Origin of the sequence: Pseudonocardia sp. Ae331_Ps2, assembly GCF_001932405.1 — a bacterium.
GTDB lineage: Bacteria > Actinomycetota > Actinomycetes > Mycobacteriales > Pseudonocardiaceae > Pseudonocardia.
The window spans coordinates 848,763-870,621 of the sequence record NZ_MCIM01000001.1 but is presented as its reverse complement, the minus strand read 5'-3'; the positions used below and the strand labels follow the sequence as shown (position 1 = coordinate 870,621).

The following is a 21,859-nucleotide window of genomic DNA, read 5'->3' as shown; positions in this document are numbered from 1 at the left end:
CCGCCCCCGGCCGTGCCGCACCCGTCGGTGCCCGAGGTGCCCACCGACGCCCAGGCCGCGGCGATCGGCCGGGCCCTGCAGGTCTACGACCGCCCGTCCGGCCCGGACGAGGTGCGCGAGGCGTACACGCAGTGGCGCGGGCGCGGCGAGCCGATGCCGCGCGGCGGCGACTGGTCGCTGGCCGCGGCCGTCGCGAACCCGGACCGGGCCGGCGACGGACCCGGGGCCCACGCGATCGGTGTGGAGGCGGAGTTCCTGCGCCACCGGCTGGTCAACCTCGAGGAGTACGTCTCCTCCGGCGACGAGCTCGCCGGCTCCGCGGCGCTGACCGCGGTGGCCGAGATCGGCCCGGCGGGGATGACGCTGGAGCTGATCACCGAGCCGGCTCGCCTCCTCGACGGCGACGTCGACCGGATCCCCGTCGAGGAGAGCACGGCGGCCCTGGACGGGGTGCTGAACCGGCTGGCGGCCATGACCGGGTCCACGCCGCTCTCCACCATCTTCCCCTCGCCCGAGTACCGGCTCTCGCCCGATGCCGACGGCGTCCGGGTCGAACCGACGACGGGGGGGCGTCGGCGTGGCGGTGTCGCCCCACTACACCGCCGGGACCGCCGTCGCGGGTCTCGCCGACCTGCTGACGTGGTTGTCCGGTCGTCCGGCAGCGGTCGACGTGTTCCCGGCCCGCGCGGCGCGCCTGCACCTGGCGGACGGGTTGGACCTGGGACGGCGGCTGGCCGAGGAGATGGCGACGGACCCGGCGTTCGCCGGTCGGGCGCCGCACACCTGGGCCGCGACCCGGGCGGCCGTGCACGGCACCGTCGCCGCGCTGTACCTGCAGTTCGCGGCCATGGCACAGCATCTGCACGCCAATGCCGGGGTGTCGCTGACCAAGAACTTCTCCGCGTTCAACCTGCGGCACTTCCCCGACCACGTCGTCGAGGGGACCGGCCCGGAGGGCGCGGCCTGGCTGCGCCGCCACTCGGCCACGGTGATGGACCGGTTCGCCTCGACGTTCCGTGCGGTGGACACGGGCGAGGGGCGCGGTGACCCCGACGCCGGCCTGCTCGACCGACGGCTCCCGCCACGCTGGAGAGACGACACCGAGCGGAGCACCGCGACCCTGCGCGACTGGTTGTACGGCGGGTTCGGCGACGACCCGCACCGGCGCCGGGTGGGTCCCGACGAGGCACTGGGCATCCACACGGTGCTGCCGGAGCTCGACCACAACCGCGCCGCGAACGGCACCCCCCGCCTGGACCCGCCCGCCGCCGTCGGGGAGATGCGCCAGGAGGGGCCGCGCTCCCTGCACGTCGGCGGGTCGCCCTTCGCCGGCCGCCAGGACGTGCTGACCGGCATCCGTGAGATCGGTGCGGCGAGCCGGAACGCCTACGCCGCGGCGGAGGCACTGCGCGTACAGGAGACGATCGAGGCGACGCCGTTCGCCGCCCCGGGGACCTGGGCCCGTGCCGTGCGCGGCGAGAGCCTCGGCGCCGGGGTCGCCGCCCACGAGACCTGGCGGGGGAGGCCGACGGTCTCCCCAGGCACCGACCCCACCCGGGTCCCGGCGGCCGTCGCCGAGGTCGAGAACGCCTTCGGTGCCCGGCTGGCCCCGGTCGGGGACGGGCCGGCGGCGTTCACCACCGTCGTCGACCGGGTCCGCCACGCCGGCCACGGGGCCGACGCGATCGTCCACGCCTATCCGGCGGCAGCCGACCCCCGTCGTTCCTACGGCCGCGACGAGTGGGTCGGGCCGGTGCGCCGTGTCTGGAACCTGGTCAACCACGAGGGCACCGTCTGGATCGTCGACCCGCGGACCGGTACGGCCGCCGTCGCCGGTCCCGACTCGATCCCGCGGACCGGCCGGGTGTTCGCCGTGGGCGCCGATCCGGATGCGGCCCCGATCCGGTTCGCCTCCGACGACGCGTCCGGGGCCGCTGCGAGCTCCCCGGGAGCGGGGGCCCGCCCCGAGACCGGCCCGCCCGGCGACGGCCCGGACACCACGACCGGGCCGCCCGCCCCCACCCGGTCGTGGCGGCCGGGCCCGTTGTGGCACACGGACGGGACCACGGCCGCCGCCCCGCAGCTGCCGGACCCGCTGCTGCCCGCGCAGTGGGAGGCACGCCGCGGCGACGCGCCGTCCGGGACCGCGCACACCGAGCTCGTCCGCGTGCTGCGGCAGCCGGACGGCACCCTGACCCCGCAGGGCAACCCGGTGACCGTCGACGTACGCCGGATCGAGGTCGAGCCGGGACGCTGGGTGCGCGAGCTGACCCTGCCGCTGCACCTGGTCGGGGACCCCGCACACGTCGCCCGCGCCACGGACCTGGCCGCACAGGCGCTGCGCGAGCACGTCGACGGCCGCTACGAGCTGCCCGGCGGCGACCAGCTGCACCTGCGCATCGAGCCGTCCACGCGTGCCGACGCGAACCGCGTCCTGGTGACCTCCGAACCGGACTACACCGGGGCGAACTCGACGTCGCTGCACTGGCGGCTGGAGCACCTCGAGCGCGGCGACGACCCCGCACTCGCGGTCGGCCGCACGTTCCACGAGCTGCTGCACCGCGTGGGTCTGCCCGACCGTTACCGGGTCCCCGGTGCCGTCCTCGGCGGGGCCGTCGACGCGACCGGCGTGATGGGCACGGACTGGCGCAGCACGCTGCTCACCGACGCCGACCTGGCCCGGATCGACCAGGTCGCGCGCCAGGCCCCCACCCACGATCTGCCGCTGCCGGGGTCCAGGAGCGCCGCACCGCCGGTCGCGGGGAGCCCGGCAGCGCGCCGCGGTCCCGACGGGGAACCGATCGCGCCGGACTCCTTCGACTGGGGCCCGGTCCCGTCCGGCGACCGCGACAGCACACCCGGCTCGGAGCACCCGTACGACTCCGCGTACGACACCGACTCCGCGTACGACACCGACTCCGCGTACGACACCGACTCCGCGTACGACACCGACACCGCTCACGGGCCCGACGACGCGACCCGGCTCACCGTCGCGTTCGGCGAGGGTGACCACCGCGTGGACCCGACCGGGCGGGTCGCCGTGCAGGCCGCCACCGACCGGTGGATCGACGACGTCGTCGCGGCCCGCAACGAGGGCCGTCCCACTCCCGCCCTGACGGTGACCGGGCACGGCAACGGCTCCCGGTCGGCGTCCCGGGCGTGGGCCGACCGCACCGCTGCGGAGCGGACCGGCCTCGACCGGGCCCGCGCGGTCGAGGCGATCGCCCGGGCCCGCCTGCGCGCACGGATCGCCGACGGCGGGACCGACGGGCTCGCGGAGCGCGACTTCCGGATCGTCGCCACCGGGACGGTGCGGCCGCCGTCGCCCGGGGCGTCCCCGGCCGAGCACCGCGTCGCGGTGCTGGGACACGACACCTCCGACGTCACCGCCGTGGACTCGGTGCACGACGTGCCGTTCCGCAGCGGCGCCACCCGCCTGGACGCCGCCGCCCGACGCGAGCTGCAGAGCATCGCCGAACAGGTCCGCGAACGGGCCCGCCTGGCCCGCGCCCTGGGGCTGCCGCCGCCCCGCCTACAGCTCGTCGGCGACGGCATCGGACACCACGCCGACCGGCTCCTCGGCGCCGTGCGCCGGCAGCTGGGCGACGCCGACACCGACCGGGCGGGCCGCCCGCGCGACGACGTCGCGCACCGTCGCGCCACCGGCCACGCCCGCGCCACCGCGGCCGCCGTGTACCTGCGCGGCCTGCTCGCCGACGTCGAGGGCGGGGTCCGGGTCACCGCCCGGTCCGCCGTCGACGCGCCCGACGGCGTCGTCCCGCCCCCGTCGCGCGGGGTGCAGGCGCTCGTCGACCAGCCGGTCCGGCGCACCGTGATGGGCGACCCGCAGGGGCGTCACCTCGCCGACGTCCCGCGCCGGGTGCACGTCCCCCTGCTGAACGGCCGGCTCGACTCCCGGAGCCTGCGGTCGCTGGCCGCGTGGGCGCAGCGGACCGGTGACCCCGCCGCCGTGCACGTCTGGACCGACGCGGGACGACTCACCGAGACCGCGCGGGTCAGCCTGGACCGACGCGGGTTCACCGTCCGCGACGTCGCCACCGAGTTCCCCGCCGGAACCCGCGCCTCGGACCGCATCCTCAGCCGCCTGCTCACCGACGACCTCGACCGGGCCGGCGCCGACGTCGCCGTCGCCGTCCTGCACCGCGACGGGGGCATCTGGGCCGAGCCCGGTGTCCTCCCGGACACCCTGGAGCCGCTGCCGGAGGTGATGCCGCTGATGCCCCGCGGTCTCACCGACGGCGAGCCGCTGTTCCCCCTGCTCACCCGCCCCGACGACGGCTCGGGAACGCCGCCCACCGGGTTGATGGTCGCCCCGCCCGGGTCCCCGTTCCTCGGTGCGCTGCTGGGCTCCCCGCGCCTGGCCGAGGACGGCTTCGTCGCCGGCCGTCTGCACGGGTACCTGGAGACCCGGGGTCTGGTGGACCTCGACGCGCCCCGCGACCCGAACGCGGTGCGCGCGCTGCGCGACGACCTGGAGTCGGGCCGCTACCGGTTCGACGACGACGTCCTGGCCCCCTGGACGGGCCCGGACCCCGGCCCCCGGCGCGGCGCCGGGCCCGCCGGGACGGGATCGGCGACCCGCACCGCCGGCCCGGGGCCCGACCGGCTGCTGCGTGTGCGGACCGTCGGGGCCGACCAGCGCCGCGCCGTCGCCGAGCTGATCGACGAGATGGTCCCCGGCCGCCACCGCCGTCGGGAACCGGCGGTGGCCGAGCAGCTCGACGAGATGCTGCGTGCCCGGCCGGAGGCGCTGCACAGCGGCCTGCCGTTCGACGTCCGGGTCGGGGGCCGCGTCTTCGAGGCCGTCGTCGCGATCGACCAGGACCCGGCCCGGCCCGGCCCGGTCCGCGGCCCCGACGCCCCGGCCGCGACCGACGGCACCGAGCAGATCCGCCGGGGCACCGCCACCTACGTCGAGGGCCTCGCCCACACCTCCGGCCTGTCGGTCCCGGTGGTCGGCACCGGCGGCTCCATCACCGGCTTCGGTGGCGGCGGGGTCACCCTCGGCGGCAGCGACACCGTGCACCACCGCACACGCAAGACCGTGAACGTCGACATCGGCTACGACGGCAAGCACCCCCCGGCCGGCGACGTCCCGGTGCGGTTCACCGTGACGCTGCGCGACGACACCGGGGCCCTCGTCGGACCGGGCCCACGTACCCTCGCCGGCACCGCGAGCGGCTGGTTCGACACCGCCGACCGCCGGTCCGGCGGGCGCGTCCCCGCCCGGCTCGACGGCACCGCCGGCCCCGCACTGTCCAACGCCACGGTCCTCGACATCCGCACCCCCGGCGTCGACGCAGCACTGGCCCGGCTGGCCGGCCAGCTCCCTCCGGAGCTGGTCAGGCCCGGGACGCCGGGACACAACCGGCTTGCCCACTTCCTGTCCGACAACACCCTCACCCACCACTTCCAGCGGCTGACCGGCGGCTGGATGAAGTCCGACGAGCTGAGCGTGGGCGGTGGCCGGTCGGCGTACGTCATGGCCCGGCTGGTCCCCAGGGCCGGGTCGTGGCGCGGCCCGATCGCCGGCAAGACGCCGCTGTCCCAGCGCATCGACTGGGGCGTCGAGTCCGGCCGCAGCCGGGGCCGAGGTGTGTCCGGTGAGCTGCGCGGCGGCTGGCGGGTCGCCCCGAAGTTCCTGTTCCTGAACCTGGGTCCCTATGTCGGTGCGGGCTGGAGCCACCGCCGCGGGTGGTCCGCCAACCACATCAGCGCCTCCCGGCGCAACGTCGACCAGACCCGCCTGCAGGCCTTCGACGTCGACTTCGACCTGGAGATGAAGGTCGCCTGGGGTTCGACGAGCGAGACCGCCCCGCCGGTGCGGGTGCCGGTCGAGACGCTGCTCGCCGACGACCCGCACAACGCCCGCGACGCGGGTCTCCCGGTGCCCGACGAGATCCGCGACGCCCCCCGCTCGGCCCGCACCGACACCCTGCCGCCCTACCTCGCTGCGGGCCGCGGCATCGGTCGCGCCCACGTGCACTCCCTCGGCGACGCCCCGGCCCGGCTGCGGGAGCGGATCGAGCGGATCGCCGCCTCCGAGGAGGGCGGCATGGCCTCGCTGGTCGACCACGACGGGGCACACCGCACCGCGTCGAAGGCCGGCACCGTCGAGGGCTTCGGCGAGAGCTGGCGGATGCTCGACCACCAGACCACCCACGCCGTCCTCGGTGCGACGGCGGACCAGCTCCACGACGGCGGCGTGCACCTGCTGTTCGCCCGGGACGGCGTGCGGCACACCGAGTATCTGCACGTCCGCGTCGACGCGGAGATGTCCGGCGTCGTCGACGAGGGACCGCGGGCCGGCGTCGCCGCGAAGAGCAGCGCCGGCCACCGCACGGAGTCCACGGCGAGCGCGGCCAGCGCGTTCGACGCCGGCTTCGGCGCCCGGTTCGGCCTGAGCTTCGACGTCGGCCCGATGTACCTGGGCGGGACGGCCCGTGCCGGCTACGCCCACGGCGGCGACGCCGGGAACGCGGTCGGCACCGTCACCGGCCGGCGCAGCGTCGGAGGCCCCGGCGGCGACGCGCACCGCGTCACCGGACTCAACACCTACCGCGTCACGGCGGAGAGGTTCTCCGTCACCAACGCGTTCGGCCGGGTCACCGGCATCGGCCGGCCGGGCCTGCAGGCCGTCGAACGGACCCCGGTGCCCGACGTCGCCGAGCCGCCCGTCGCCGAGCCGTTCGCCCTCGACGTGCTGAAGGAGGAGATGCTGCAGCCGGGGACGCCGTCGCGTCTGCAGCGCGTCCCGATGCCGGGCGCACCGACGGCGACCCCGATCGGACGGAACAGGACCAACCTCGCCCCGACCCTGCGACCCGACACGATCCTCACCTGGGTCGGCGGGGCGGCCGCCCGCCGCGCGGCGATGGAGCAGGCCTTCGACGCCACGACCGGGGCCGGGGTGCTCGCCCGGTCCGGCACCGACGACGGCCGCGCCCTCGACATGACCTTCGGCCCGGAGCGGATCGCCAACGACCGCACCGTGACGCAGAAGGGGATCGGGACACCGGTCTTCGTGCACAAGGGTCGCCTGTTCGACCAGCGCGGCACGGGGGAGGGCGAGCTGATGCTGTTCCGCCCGCGGATCCTGTCGGTGGACCACGCACCACCCGTCGACCGCTCCCGCAGCGAGGTCGTCTTCAGCGGTGGCCTGGCGTCGGGCAGCAGCAACCGCACGCACACCGTCACCGGGACCGCAGGCGTCGAGGCCAACGACACGGCGCTGACGGCACAGGACATCGCCGCCGCGAACGGGCACCCGACCGGATCGGGGGGCGTGCACGGCGGCTACCGGGCGTCGCACCGGGCGGGCCGCTCGCGCGGTACGTCGGGGGCCAGCGAGACGTTCCACGACCTGGGCAGCAGCCGTTCCTACGTCGTCGTGATGGACGGGGTGTTCAAGGCGACGGCGCGCACGACGGCCACCAACCGGGCGCTGGACCTGTTCCGCACGCCCACCGAGCGGACCGCGACCCGCTACGTGAACCTGCCCCGGCAGGTCTACGTGTCCGCGGGTGAGGCACAGCTGCGGGACTGGGGCCTGCTGCCCCCGGAGCTGCCGCGTCCGGACACGGCCGACGTGCCGCTGCAGGTGCCGTCGCGGCTGCGCGCCGCGTCGCCGGTGGGCGGCCTCGGCTGGGCCATGGACGAGGGCGTCGCCGGACCCCTCGCCGACCTGGCGGCGAAGATCCCCGCGCACTTCGACGGGGTGCTGTCGGAGGCCGACATCCGCACCGTGACCGAGCGGTTCACCGATCCGCAGCGCGGGTTCACCGCCTCGGACCTGAAGGGCATGCAGGACAGCCTGGCCGGCAACGGCCTGACCTTCACCGGCTCCCGCGGCGGTGTGGTCGGCCACCACGACCTGACCGGGACCCTGCGGTTCGTGCCCGACCCGGCGCCGGACGCCGCGCGGGTGGAGCGGGTCGTCCACGACGGGCACGCGCCCAAGGTCGAGCAGTACCTCAGCGACCAGCGGATGAGTGTGACCGCGGTGTCGTCCGGGCCGAGCGCCGACATCGGTGGCAGCGCGGGGGGCCGGGAGGGCTCCGTCGACGGGAGCCCGCACTACGGCGGCGGGCTCGCCGCCGGGGGCGCATCCTGGTCGTCGACGAGCCACCGCCCCGACGCGACGGCCCACACCTACCGCGGCTGGCGCTGGCTGGGGTCCGACGGCCCGACCGCGATCCTCGGCCGCGACGGACATCTGGAGCTGTCGGTGTCCCGGGACGGGACGACCACCCCGTCGCTGGCCTCGGTGCCGTTCACCCTGCGTCAGCGGGTCCCGGCGTCGTTCCTGTCCACCCTGCCCGACCCTGCGGTCCCGCCGCCGAACCAGATGCGTCCGGCGGCGGCGGTCGACCCGGAGACCGTCCTCGGCAACATCCGCGGCGACGCGCAGCGCGCCCGGACCGCGTTGCAGCAGGCGTTGCGGGCCGCGGACGTCCCTCGGGCCTGGACGGCCCCGGGGGCGCCCGCCCACCACGCCCTCGACGCGATGTTCACCCCCGAGTACCTCGACCCCTGGATCCCGCTGCTGCTGGACGGCCCGACCGACCTGCCGCCGGTCGCGCACCCGAGCCTGCCCGGCTCCACGCTGACGCCGCGGCTGCGCATCGTGCCCGAGTCGCTGCACACCGAGGCCGTGTCGGCCCAGCTCGGGGTCGGTGCGGAGTCCAACTCCATGACCTCGACGGTCGCCGGTCCCTACAGCGAGGTCTCCAGCGGTGTCCGGAGTGGCCTGGTCGGGGACGGCCGTACCGTCGACGAGTCCCGCGGCGACCTGCGCGGCGACGCCCAGGGACAGTCGTCGGCCAGCAACCGGTCCATGCAGCTCCCACTGACCGGACGCGAGCACGAGACCAAGCTCGGCGGCTCGGTCCGCATCCTCGGCGGCTCCTACCGCTACGAGGTCGGGGCGGTCCTCACCCGGCCCGGTCGCGCCGACCTGGACATCACGGGCACGGTCCGGGGCGGGGACCTGCGCCTGTTCATCGGCGAACGCGACGCCGAGGCGCTGCTGGGGCCGATGCCGGCCGAGGTGCGTGCCGCGATGACCGACGAGAAGGTGCGCGCCGACGCCTGGCGCGCCGCCGACACGGAGCTCGTCGCGGTCCAGCACCGCTACGACGAGCTCTGGCTGGACACGCCCGCGGAGGACCGCCGTCGGCTGGAGAGCCTGCGTGGTGAGGCGACCGGCCGCATCGCGACCGACCTCCGCGTGGCCGGCGAACGCTACGCCGACGCCGCCCGCGAGTGGGCCGAGGCCAAGACCGAGCTGGACCGCCGCGCCGCCCAGTGGGTGCAGCAGCGTCCGGTGGCGCCCGCGCCGCTGCCGCCCCGCGCGCGGCGGCTGGGCACGATCCCCGAGGACGACGAGCCCCCGGCGCCCACCCGGTCGGGGAGGAGCACGGCCCCGGGAGACCCCGGGACGGTCGTGCACCAGCCCTTCCGGGCACCGGAGACGCCGACGCGACCGCAGATGGACGCCATCCGCGTCGCCCTGGACGGCCGTGGGCTGCGCTCCAGCCGGGACGACTCGTTCGAGATCTACCAGCGCTGGCGCGAGCAGGGCCTCCCGGTACCGCCGTCGCCGACCGAGCTGGCCCGCGCCGCGGTCGAGCACGCCGACCGCAACGGCCACACCGCCGAGGGACGTCTCGCCGCCGCGATCACCGACCGGGACGGTCGGCCGCAGCCGTTCGTGACGCCGGACCGCTGGGCACACCTGCTGCAGGGCGACCCCGCGGACGCCGCCGTGGCCGTCGTGGAGACCTGGCACGGGACTCCCCGGCTACCCGACTCGGACCACGGCCGCGTGGCGGAAGACGTCGTCGCCGCGGGACTCGGCACCGAGCTGACCACCGTCGGGGTGGGCGCGGACGCGTGGGCCGCGGTGTCCGCGGCCGTCCGGGGCGCGGGACACGGCGCCTCGGCCGTCGTGGAAGCCGCCCGGGAGACCGGCCGGGGACCGCGCACGGTTCCCGCCATCTGGGTGCTGCTCCAGGACGGGGACACCCAGTGGCTCGTCGATCCGCGGGCCGGTACCGCGACGCGGGTCGGGCCGGACGGTCTGCCCGCCGTCCGCGAGGTGCGCGCCGCCGCGGTCACCGGCGGTCGGGCGCCGCTGCCGCTGCCCAGCCACTCGGCCGTGCCGGAGACCGCGCCGACCCCGGAGCCGACCCCGGAGCCGACCCCTCGGCCGGAGCCCGCCGTCGCGGACCCCGCGGCGGACCGGTCCGGCCCCGCCGGGTCCTCCTTGCCCCAGGGGGATCGCCCCGGCGACCCGACCGAACCCGGTGGGTCCGGAACGCAGAGCCCGACCGTGCCGCCGTTCGTCGTCCTCGATCCCGGCGCGGTGGGCTCCGCCACGACGACGTCGTCGGCGCCCCGGACGGTGGACGACCTGGCCTGGACCTACTCCGGATCCCGTCCCACCGCCGCCGCCGAGCTGCACGAGGCCTGGCACGGGCAGCCGCACGCCCCGCGCGAGGAGCCGTCCGGGCCCGTCGGTACCCGTCGGATTCTGGAACGGACCTTCGGCGCTCCGTGGACCGCGGTCGGCACCGGTCCGGCCGCGCTCGGCGCGGTCATCGACACCGTCCGGGCCGCCGGGCCGGGCGCCGACGCGGTGGTCTGGGGCGCGTTCGAGCGCGACCCCGCCGTTCCACCGACCGGAGAGGGACACCCCCGGCTGATCGGGCCGACCCACTGGAACCTGCTCAACGACGGCGGCACGGTGCAGCTCGTCGAGCTGCGCACCGGCGACGTCGTCCCGGCCACCGCCGACCACCTGAGCTACCTGGGCCGGGTCGAGGCGGTCGGGACCGGCGCCGACGGCGTGCCGTTGGTCTTCCCCCGGACAGACCACCGGTCCGTTCCGCGGCCCCCGTTCGCCGACGACCCGACGGCCGTGTTCGGGCTGCACGAGCCGATCTGGCGACAGCTGCGGGGATCCGGTCTCGACGGGCACCTGGCGGTGCACGATCTCTGGTGGGGCCGCCCCCGCGCCACGCCGGACTCTGGCGCGACGCCCGCACCGGCCGCGACCCCCGATCCGGTCGGCACCCGGGCTCCGACCGAGAGCGACCGGGGTCGGAGGAACGTCCGGGACGAGATCGAGCGGACGTTCGGGTTCCCGCCGGTCGAGATCGGCACCGGCCCGGACGCGTGGGCCCGGTTCGCCGACGCGCTGCACGGCGGTGGCCACGGCGGCTCCGGGCTGGTCCGGATCGAGCACCCCGGCGACGGGCGCGTCGAGACGCTCTCCCTGCTGCAGGTCGAGGGTGACGTGCTCGTACTGACTCCGTCCGACGGCGGCGTCGTCCTCGCCGAGCACGTCGTCGTCCCCGACGATGCGCGCCTCACGGCGGTAGGGGTCACCAGCACGGGCGACCGTGTGCGGGCCGTCCCGGCCGACGAGCCGGAACCGTTCGTGCCCGGGCCATCGGTGCCCGAGGCGCCCCCCGTGGACGCGGTTCCGGCCGCCCGCTCCGGGCGCGCGGAGCCGCTGCACCGCACCGGCCCCCGGTGGCAGCAGGGGCACGAGCCTGCGGCGGACTCCGAGCAGCTGCACCGCCGCGACGTCGTCTGGGACGCCCAGCGGGCCGCGGCACCGGTGACCCTCGTGCGGGCCGACGCCATCACGGTGCTCCCGCCCGGTGAACGGGACGTCGGCATCTCCCGGTTCGCCGACCTCGCGCCGGTGGAGGTGCGCCGCTACGAGGTGTTCCCCGGGCACTTCGTCCGTGAGCTCACCGCCGCAGTGCGGCTGGTGGGTGACCCGGCCGCGGTCGCCGAGGCCACTGCGTTGGCCGTCGAACAGCTGGAGCTGCTCAACTACCGCTACCGGCTTCCCGGCGGGGACCAGCTGCACCTGAGTCTCGATCTCTCGCCCACCCGCCCCGAGCATCAGGTCGTCGTGGTGGAGGACGTGCCGTGGGTTCGCGGGCAGTCGCCCACGTCGCACCAGGAGCGCTGGCAGCTGGACCAGATCCGCAGCCTGAAGGCGATGGGGTCCGCCGTCGCGGCGCACGAGCTCTCCCACGTGTTCGGCCTGCCGGACAGGTACGGCCCGCACGGGAACGCCGCGGCCGTCGGCGGGACCGTCACGTACGGCGCCTTGATGGGCCCCGACGGCATCCTGGTGTACACCGAGGCCGATCTGGCACGCCTCGACGCCCTGTTCGGCGGGCCACAGCTGCCGAGCAGGCCGCTTCCGTCGGTCACCACGCCGACGGCCCGGGATCGGCTGGTGCCGGGCAACCACCAGTGGGCAGCGATCCAGAACGTGCTGAGGGAGCTGGGTCTCCCCGTCGTCCGGGACGATCGTCCGGAGCCGACCGCCCCGGACCACCCGACCGCGTCCGGCGATGCCGCGGCGACCGCGCGGGACCGCGCGGCGTACCACGGGAACGAGGCCTACCGCACGGCGTTGCTGGACGCCTACGACGCGTGGCGGCGGCGGACCTCTCCGCTCCCCTTCGACGTCGACACGCTCGCCCGGGCGACCGTCTCACTGGCCGAGATGCGCAACCTGGTGCGCGATCTGCTCCCGTTCACCACCGACCGGACGGACCGGTTCGCGCTGCATCGTGGGGCGTGGGAGGAGTTGGCGGGCAGCGGTCTCGACGGGCACCTGGCGCTGCACGACCTGTGGCGTGGACGCCCACGGGAGGTCGTCGCCGAGCCCGCCGCGGATGCGGTCGAGCAGACGTTCGGCGCCCCGCTGGCGGAGATCGGCACCGGCGTCGCCGCCTGGGTGCAGGTCCACAACGGCCTGGTCCACGGCGGTGACGGCAGCTCGGCGCTGGTCCGGATGCATGACCCGGCCACGGGACGGACCGAGACGGTGTCGATGATCCACAGCCGGGGAGCCGTGGTCGTGCTGACTCCGTCCGACGGCGGCGTCGTCGCCGCGGTGCGGCGGGAGCCGGGCGCCGGCGTGGTCGTCTCGGCCGTCGCGACGGGCCGCGACGGCAACCTGCTGCGGCTGCACGATCCCGCGCCGGCCGACGGCGTATCCACCGACGGCGTATCCACCGACGGCGTGCCCACCGACGGCGTGCCCACCGACGGCGTGCCCACCGACGTCGTGCCCACCGACGCCGCCCCGGAACCCACCCCCGCACCCGAAGCTGCTCCCACGCCCGAGCCGGCCTACGCCCCCGCCCCGGGCAACACCCTGGCCCCAGCGACCCAGAGCGGTCCGACCACGGGCGTCGACCACGTCGTCACGGTGGCCGCCGCACTGTTGCCGCGCCCGCCCGCCGACAACGATCTCGCCTCCCTGCGGCACGCCGTCCGGGACGACGTGGGTGCCCTGCTCGACGGCCGCATCGTGCGGGTCGGCCGGGAGAAGGTCCTCGTCACCGTGGCCCCGGACTGGTCGGCGGCGACCCCGGTCCACGGTGGCTCACCCGAGCCCGCAGGCGCGTCCCGTGAGTCCCACCGGGGCTCCTCGGCGGCGACGTCGTCGTCGCGGTCGCCGATGACCCGTTGGTTCCTCTTCGTCCCGGCGGTCCCCGGTCTGTTCGGCCTCGGTGGGGTGACCCTGCCGACCGGGGCGTCGACGCACCGCACGGCCGTCCGCTCGGAGTCCGAGCAGGTCGCGATCTCGGTGACGCTGCCCGAGCGGCCCGAGGGCGGCACCGGGTTCCGGGGCATGCGTACGGTCGAGGTGCCGCTGCGCTTCAGCCTCACCAGGGTCGACGCCGCAGGCGACCCGATCGGCCCGACGACGACGGTCGGGGACCGTCCCGGTGACCCCCGGGTCTCGGCCGGGATGACCGTGCCTGTCGGGCTCCGCAGCACCGGGACGACGGTGCCGCTGCCGCCGACCCTGCCTCCGTCGTTGGTGGAGGGCGCGCACCTGGACTCCTCGACGCCCGGACGGCACCAGCGGACGGCACTGCCCGCCACCCCGGAGCGGACGCCGGACGTGGCGCGACAGCTGGCCGAGCACATCGGGTCGGCGAACCCCCACACCCTGCGTGCGCTGCGGACGGCGCTGAGCGCGGACGGCCTCGCCTCGCAGCTGCCACGGATGGCGGTCGGCCCGCGCCAGGCCGGCAGCGGCGCCGGCTGGGTGGACTCGGTGTCGTTGCTCCCCAAGAGCAACCCGCTGCTCTCGCTGTTCAGCTCGCACGGCCGCAGGCTCCAGCTGCGGGCGGTCGCCCGGGAGGTCGAGTACCTGGAGACCATCGAGGGAGCGAGCTGGTCCACCACGACGAAGGGCGCCGCGACGGCCGCCGGCGGCACCCGGGCGAGCCGGGCGGGCGAGGGCTCACTCGGGGCCGGAGCGGGCGTCGACGTCGGCCTGGTCACCGCGGCGGCCGGTCCGCTCGGGGCGGGCGGCCGCTCGGCCGAGACCTCCCACGCCCACGACCGCACGACCACCCACGAGTCGACGCAGGACCGGACGGGCCCGGTCGTGCGCTACCGCACGGTCTACGACCTGGAGGCCCGCCTCCCGGGCCAGGCGCCGATCACCTTCGACCGTGCGCTCACCGCGCAGCACTGGACAACCCCGGAGGAGGCGGCCGGCACCGGCGTCCTCCCCACGGCGGACGGCCTCCCGGGAGGCCCGTCGGCGTCTCCCGAGCCGCAGGCGACGAGCGAGAAGCTCGCCGCGATCATGCGGGACTCGGTGGCGTTGCTGCCGGGCCACCACCGGTGGTCGTGGCGGGACTCGACCTTCGCCACCTCTTTCGACGACACCCGGCTGAGCGGCGGGATCTCCGACCGCCACGAGCGCGAACTCGGCCGCACGGACGCGGTCGAGGCGGCGGTGTCGGCGGACCGGCTGCCCCGCATCACCCCGGACCTGCTCGTGGACGGGCCGCTCACCGTCGAGCTCACCCCCGAACCCGGCCGCGGCCACGACTACCACGTCGCGCTGCGGGTCTCGGCCCGGCTCGACGGCGAGCTGGTCGACCTGGGCCCCGCCCCGGAGCGCCCCTCGACCACGCGGATCGGCGAGACCGGTAGCGGCGAGCACACCGCGAAGCGGGGCTGGTCGGTCACCGGGGGAGTCGTCGGCCGGGTGTACTCGCAGCTTGCCGGGAACCTCGCACTGGCCACCTTCTACAGCAAGCTCGGGTACCACCGTTCCACCTCGACGACGATCAGGCACACCACCGGGTCCGACGTCGGGGGGGGGCCCGCGGCCCCCGGCTCGACGCCGACGGCGCGCCGGTGCCCGAGCCCCTGCACCGGTACCGGGCCCGGGTCGAGTACACCGTCACCGGGCACCACTGGTCCCGGCCCAACGCCCTGGTCCGGGGGGTCACCGTCGGCGGTTCCGGCCTCGGGGTCCCGACCCGTCAGGACCTGACCATCGTCGATCCCGGAGCCGCGGAGGCCGGACGTGCGCCGGGGACGGTCGTCGCCGACGTCGTGCTCGAACTGCCCGCCGGGTCCGATGCCGCCGCCGTGCGCGCCGAGCTGGAGCGCACCGTCGTACCGACCGACCGCACCGCCCTCCCCGGGATCGCGCTGAACGGGGACCCGGCGCTGCGCCGGGGCACGTCCCGCGAGCTCGACGGGATCCGGCTGCTGTCGGTGCACGGCCTCGAACACGTCCGGACCTCGGTGCGCGACCAGACCGTCGACGCCTCCGGTGACCCGGCCCTCGGGTTCGCCGACGGAGCGAACTCCGGCCTGATCGACACCGCGCTCTCGCAGAGCGCGCTGCGCGGCGACCCGCACCTGTTCTCCCGGCCGGTGCACCTGGACGGGCTCGGCTGGGCGCGTCGCCGGGCCGACACCCAGGCAGCGGCGGCGGTCTCGTTCTCCCTCCGCGAACCTCAGGTGCTGGACACGGTGTGGGAGCAGCCCTCGGGGGCGATCACCGGCGGCAGCGTCCTGGCCCGCGAGGCCGGGAGCGGCTGGTCGCTGACGAACTCGATCGAACCGGCGTACCTCGCCACGGGCGACCCGGGCGCCATCGGTGGCGGTGCCGGCAACGCGATCGGCCTGTTCCTCGGCGAGATCGGCCTGTGGGGTGGCTCGCAGTCCTTCCGGGACGGGGAGAGTGCTGCCGCGCAGACCACACGCACGATCTCCGGTGAGCCCCGGGCACTGCACCTGATCCGGGCCGACCTGGGCTCCACCGTCGCCGCCGAGGCGAGCCGCCGGGGCAACCTCGACCGATGGGAGGTGTTCGGGCGGTCCCCGGTGGGACGCTCCGCGGAGCGCTTCACGCTGCCGGGAGCAGTGCACGCCCTGGTGACGGACGAGCAGCTCCACGCGATCCGGACCCTGCAGGCGGAGGAGGACGCCCTCCGCGCCGCGGAGACCGGACCGCCCCGCCTGCCGGAGCTGGTCCTGGACCACACCCCCGGCGGGTCGATCCTGGCCGCCTCGTCGCGTCCGGCGGTCGAACCGGTGCCCGAGGGGCGGTCGCTGCCGGCGCCGGACCGGGTGGGCGGCGTCCTGCAGCCGGTCGACCTCAGCGACACTCTCCCGCTGCTGCGCGAGCAGCTGGTGCACCGGCTCGGGCCGGAGCGGGCCGAACGACTGCTCTCGTCCTCGGCCGTGACGACCCCGCACGACGGCCACCGCGAGGCGCACACCCTGCTGTCGGCCCTGCAGGGCTCGTTGCGTGACGCGATGGCCGACGGGGTGGGTATCGCGCTGAGGTTGGAGGACCGGCTCAGCGGCCGGACCTACGACCTGCGCGTCGGAGCCGAGCTGCTCGCACCGCCCGAGCCGCTGGGCGTGACCCACGGCGAGCTCACGACGACGACGGTCTCCACGTTCACCCGGACCGCCGCGCGCACCCTGCGCCGGGTCCTGGCCGAGGTCATCATGACCGTGGTGCCGGGCGGGATGTTCGTCCCCTCGACCGAGGCGGGTACCGCTCGACATGGTGCCCCGTACCTCGCGGCCGGTCTGGGGCTGGCCTACGTCGGGGAGTGGCTGGCCCAGACCCGGCAGACGGTCGAGGAGTGGGCGACGGCCCGGCAATCCTCGGAGACGGCGTCGGGGGTCCTGGCGGCACACCGTGCAGAGGTCCTGTTCGACGTGCGGATCGAGCGGCACGGTGAGCGGATCGCCGCTGCCCCCGCGGTCCGGACGGTCGAGCTCCGGTCCCTGGTCGAGGACACGCTGGCCGGTCGTATGCCGCAGGCCCACCGGCAGGTCCCGGCCTCGCGGACCACGATCCGGTCGGCGGACGAGGCCCGGCCGGACGCGCTGGCGGCCTGGCGGTCCGCGGACGCGGCCGCGCTGCCCGCCGATCCCGCCCGTGCCCGGGCCGTCGACTTCGCCGGCGACACCGGCGACCTCGTCCGGGCCGCCGAGCAGGCCGTCCGTGAGGGCGGCGGGACGGTCACCGCGGCGACCACCCGTGCCCTGCAGGCGGACCTGACCCCGAGCCGGTTGACGGCCTCGGCCCGCGAACAGCTCGAGCACGGGATGCCCCTGGTCGTCCCCACCAGCTCCGGCTTCGACCTGACCCTGCACGCCGTGCTCCCCGACACCGGCGAGCTGGTGGGGGCCAGCGACCGCATCCGGCTGGGTGGCTCCACCGCCCGGACCGGCGCGGAGCACGTCGAGTACGGGTCCGCCAGCGAGCACCTCGTCGGTGCCATGCCCGTCGTGTCCGGCGGGGTCCCGCACCCGCCCGAGTCGAACACCTACTCCGAGGGGCGGCAGCCGTTCGGCCAGGCCTCGGGCTGGGCGCTGGGCCTGGAGCCGCTGGGCGCGGCCGGGGCCGAGCACGAGCAGCGCGGCGCGACCTCCTCGGGCGGCACCGAACGCCCCGCACGCGGGCCGGGTGACGTGAGCCCGATCAGCACCCTCCACACGCACGGGACCCGGTTCAGGGTGGTCGCCGAGCCCCGGTCCGTGCCGCTCGGCTCCGGCCGGCGGACCGGCGTCGTCGACGTCGACCTCGACCAGGGGTACGTGGTCCGGCGCACCGACCGCGGCGAGAGCCTGCCCGCCGCGCTCGTGGACGCGGTGCACCAGCTGGGTGTCAGGGACCGGGAGTGGGGCCGGGCCCGGTCGGAGCTGCGGGCCGCGGAGAGGGGCACCGGGGCCGATGCCGCCGCGAACGACCAGTCGGCCGCCGCGGAGCGCGAGCGGGCCGCCGCCGAGGCCTGGTGGTCGGCCAAGGGGAACTACGACGCCGAGCTGGCCCGGACCGGCACCCGTTCCGACAGCCCCCTCCCAATGCGAGGGGACCCCCCGCGTGACCCCGCCCCCGCCGACGGTCCTGGCGTGCCACCCGGCCCCGCGGTCCCGCCGGCTCACGAGAGCTGGGTCTCCGAGGCGGTTCCGAGCTGGGACGTCGACGGCGACGTGTCCACTCGCGAGCCCGTCCGGTCGGCCCACGAGGACGACGCCGTCCGGGCCGGGCACAGCGGTCAGTCCGCCCGGACACCCCCGACGCCGTAGGCTCCCGCCGTGCTGTCGATGTGGGACCTGCCGGAGATCCGGTCGGCCCCGCGACGGCCGGGCGTGTGGCCCACGGCAAGGACGGCACCCGGTGCGCGGCACGTGGACGCGATCCGGGACCTGGGGCGTCCCGACCCACGCGTGGCAGCGCCCCGGCCGCCCGCCCGCTGACACCACGAACCGCCCCCCGAACGGAGCGCTGTCCATGAGCACCTCCCCCGGCCACACGCCCACCCCGGATGGCGGGCCCGCCGAGCCCGAGGTCCCCGACACGGCCGAGGACCAGATCGCCTACCTCATCGACCCGGGCTGGCGGCCGACCCCCGGGCAGCCCGATCCCGGGCCGGCCCAGGTGGTGGGGGCCTGGATCCTGCGCGCCGACGGCGGGATCGAGGGGTTCCAGAGCAACCCCGACTACGTCCCGTCGGACCCCGGGTCACCGACCGACCCCGTCGACGCCGTCCTGCAGATCCTGGCCCTCGACCGGGAGGACGGCCTGCGCCCCGAGGACGAGACCATGGAGCTGCTCGACACGGTGCTGGTCGAGGCCCGGCTCGGCGTCGCTCTCGACGAGAACGGCGTCGCGGTCGTCCGGGCGGCACCCGGCGGGGGAGTCGTCCCCGTCGTCACCGCCGCCGCGCACCGCGACCGGGTCACCGGCGTCGCGTCCTGGCGCGAGACCACCGCCGCGGAGCTGGCCGCCGCCCTCCCCACCGAGGGCGTCGACATCGTGGTCAACCCCGACTCGCCCGCCCCTGCGCTGATCCCGGCCGCGAGGCTGCGCTCGCTCGTGGGCGGGGCCCCCACCGGGTGACCGGTTCGCGGGGGATCTCCCCCGTGGCGCGCGCGTGGGGTCCCGTCGTCGCTCCGCGGTGCCGGGGCCCGCACTAGACAGGGGAGGACCGCCGGAACCGACTCTGCCGAAGGGGCGCGATGGAGCCGCGACGCCGTACGGGACCGGTGCCGCGATGAGCGCGGCACTGGCCGTCTCGCCGATGGGCGGTACCGGGCACCGCAGCCTCGCCGACGCCGTGGCCGCGGCACCCGAGGGTGCCGTCATCAGCGTGGCGCCGGGAACCTACACCGAGCCCCTCGTCCTGCGGCAGGCCGTGACGATCCTCGCCGAGGAGGGCCCGGGCACCGTCCGGATCGCCCCTCGCGAGGGGGTCGCGGTGGTGCTGGCCGGGCCGCCGTCGGCGACCGCGCAGCTGTCCGGCATCACCGTGGCGGGCGCCGAGGGGGTGGTCGCGGCGGTGCTGGTGACCAGCGGGGCGCTGCAGCTGAGCGAGTGCGCGGTCACCGGCGCGGGCTGGTCGGCGGTGCTCGCCCGCGACGACGGCGCGGTGCACGCCCGCGACTGCACGCTGACCGCCCCGACGGGCGCGGGGGTCGTCGTCAGCTCCCCGGTGGGCAGCACCGTGTCGCTGTGCCGCATCACCGACGTCGGCACCACCGCGGTCGTGGTGGCCGGCGACGGCGTGCTGGACCTCGCCGCGACCCGGATCGAGAACCCCGCCGGCAACGGCGTGTTCGTCCACGAGCGGGGCCGGCTCACGCTCTCGGGGACGTCGGTGTCCGCGGCGGGCAAGCCGGCCGTCGCCGTCGAGCAGGAGGGTGCGCTCACCGCTTCCGACCTGCGGGTCACCGACACCGCCGGGGCCGGGCTGTACTTCGCGAGCAGTGCCGCGGTGCAGGTCGACGGCGCCGAGATCGGGCCGTGCGGCGCCGTCGGCGTGCACGTCGACCAGGCCTGCCGCCCGCAGCTGCGCGCGCTGACCGTGCGCGCCGCCACCGGGGCCGGGCTGCTGTGGACCGGCCGGGCCTCGGGCACCGCCACCGGATGCACCGTCGGGTCCACCGAGGGCGACGGGCTGCGGGTGACCGGGCGCAGCACCCCCGAGCTCGACGCCGTCGAGACCAGTGGCGACACCGGCGCCGGTGTCGTCGTCGACGACGGCGCCGACCCGTTCCTGCGCCGGCTGCGCGTCCTGGACGCCGGGACCTGTGCCCTGGTCGTCTCCGGTGGTGCCCGCGGCCGCCTGGAGAACGTGGAGATCGAACGCGCGGGCGCCGACGGGGTGCGGGTCACCGACGGGGCCCGCCCGCAGATCGACGGGCTGCGCCTGCGCGGCGCCACCGGGTCCGGTGTGGCCGTCGGCGGTGCGGCGTTGTCGCTGGCCGACGGCGACCTGTCCGCGGTCGGCGGCGACGGCGTCACCGCCGGCACCGGCGCCGACCTGACCCTGCAGCACTGCTGTGTCGTCGGGGCGCCGGGCGCCGGGTTCCGCCTGGGCACGGGCTCCGGCGGCACCCTCGAGGGCTGCGGGGCCGTCGACGGGGGAGCGGACGGGATCGTCGTCGCCACGGCCGAACCGGTCCGGCTGACCGGCTGCACCGCACAGGGCAACGCCGGTGCCGGGCTGCGGGTCACGGCCCCCGCGGCGTCGCTGACCGTCGAACGGCTGGCCAGCCTCGCCAACGGGATCCCGGACGCGCCGGGGCCCCGGTCCGGTGGCCAGGCCGCGGTGGCCGACGGCGGCCCCACGGAGGTCGCCGCACCCGCACCGGGCGCGACATCGGCCCGGCGGCCGACCAACGACCCGCTCGACGCCCTGCACGCGCTCGTCGGTCTGGAGGGGGTGAAGGCCGACGTCACCTCGCTGGTGAACCTCAACAAGATGGCCAAGCGCCGCGTCGACGCCGGGCTGTCCGCCCCGCCGATGGCCCGCCACCTGGTGTTCGCCGGCGCGCCCGGCACCGGCAAGACGACCGTCGCCCGGCTCTACGGCGAGATCCTCGCCCGCCTCGGGGTGCTGCGGTCCGGGCACCTGGTCGAGGTGGCGCGCGCGGACCTGGTCGCCCAGATCATCGGCGGCACCGCGATCAAGACCACCGAGGCGTTCACCAGCGCGCTGGGCGGTGTCCTGTTCATCGACGAGGCCTACACGCTGTCCAGCGGACGAGGCGGCACCGGCCCCGACTTCGGGCGCGAGGCGATCGACACCCTGGTCAAGCTGATGGAGGACCACCGCGACGACGTCGTCGTCATCGCCGCCGGCTACTCGAAGGAGATGCAGCAGTTCCTGGAGGCCAACCCGGGCATGGAGTCCCGCTTCAGCCGGACCATCGAGTTCGCCAACTACGACGCCCCCGAGCTGGTCACGATCGTGCGCAGCCAGTGCGAGCGCCACGACTACCGCCTCGCCCCGGAGGCCGAGCAGGCCCTGCTCGCCTACTTCGAACGGATTCCGAAGGACGGCACGTTCGGCAACGGGCGCACCGCCCGTCGGGTGTTCGAGCGGATGGCCGACCGGCAGGCGTCCCGGCTGAGCTCCGGCGGCGCCGTGGATCCCGCCGACCTGACACTGCTGACCGTGGATGACCTCGAACTCGCCGTCTGAGGCCGTCGCAGGTCCGGGGCTCGACC

General features: G+C 76.3%; 3 protein-coding genes. All 3 read left to right on the top strand.

Annotated elements, in window-relative coordinates; genetic code table 11:
- Positions 1 to 577 precede the first annotated feature (577 nt).
- Complete coding sequence (locus Ae331Ps2_RS04130) at positions 578 to 15,364, top strand: toxin glutamine deamidase domain-containing protein (protein WP_075329687.1); 14,787 nt, start codon at positions 578 to 580, stop codon at positions 15,362 to 15,364.
- Between the two features lie 3,273 nt (positions 15,365 to 18,637).
- Positions 18,638 to 19,246: a type VII secretion system-associated protein gene (locus tag Ae331Ps2_RS31790; RefSeq protein WP_158071527.1), complete on the top strand. Its 609-nt coding sequence runs from the start codon at positions 18,638 to 18,640 to the stop codon at positions 19,244 to 19,246.
- 154 nt (positions 19,247 to 19,400) lie between these two features.
- The gene (locus Ae331Ps2_RS04120; RefSeq protein ID WP_075310585.1) at positions 19,401 to 21,833 is read left to right on the top strand and encodes a right-handed parallel beta-helix repeat-containing protein; all 2,433 of its coding nucleotides are present in this window, start codon (positions 19,401 to 19,403) and stop codon (positions 21,831 to 21,833) included.
- Positions 21,834 to 21,859: the final 26 nt, after the last annotated feature.

Bases quoted from the DNA above. Each gene is read 5' to 3' on its own strand.
- Ae331Ps2_RS04120 (WP_075310585.1), top strand. From the start codon at position 19,401: ATGAGCGCGGCACTGGCCGTCTCGCCGATGGGCGGTACCGGGCACCGC.
- Ae331Ps2_RS31790 (WP_158071527.1), top strand. From the start codon at position 18,638: ATGAGCACCTCCCCCGGCCACACGCCCACCCCGGATGGCGGGCCCGCC.